We start from the raw sequence: 429 nt of genomic DNA, 5'->3' as shown, positions 1-429 counted from the left end.
CCGCAGTTCATACGTCGCCTGCGGGGTCGTCGTCGCTACTTCAATGCCGGTACTCGTGGCGCACCTTGGACAGACCTTTGCAAAGCCGCGGGGGTCGGCTACACCCTCGAGCTGACCAACAATGGCAATGGCTGGCACCCGCATTGTTACATGATCATTCTGGCCAAATCACAGCCCTCCCAAACCGACCTCAGCACCGAGTGGCACAAGATCACCGGTGACAGCATAGTCGTGGATTGCAGGCCCATCCTGGGCGATCCCGTTGAGGGTTTCATGGAGGTGTTCAAGTACGCCGTGAAATTCTCCGATCTGACCTTGGCTGACAACTGGCACGCGTCGCAGATCCTCAAGGGCAAGCGCCTGCTGAACAGCTTCGGCTTGTTCCGTGGCGTTGAGATTCCCGACTCGCTGCTCGATGGGCCGCTCGAC

1 protein-coding gene is annotated in these 429 nt (G+C 59.2%); it reads left to right on the top strand.

Features of this window, described 5'->3' with window-relative positions; genetic code table 11:
• Nucleotides 1-429: protein rep (locus JMV15_RS28175; protein WP_235991973.1), on the top strand; the 429-nt coding region annotated here is incomplete at both ends.

Source organism: Pseudomonas paracarnis (assembly GCF_904063055.1).
In the GTDB taxonomy this organism is placed as follows: Bacteria; Pseudomonadota; Gammaproteobacteria; order Pseudomonadales; family Pseudomonadaceae; genus Aquipseudomonas; species Aquipseudomonas paracarnis.
This window is presented reverse-complemented; position numbering and strand designations above follow the sequence as displayed.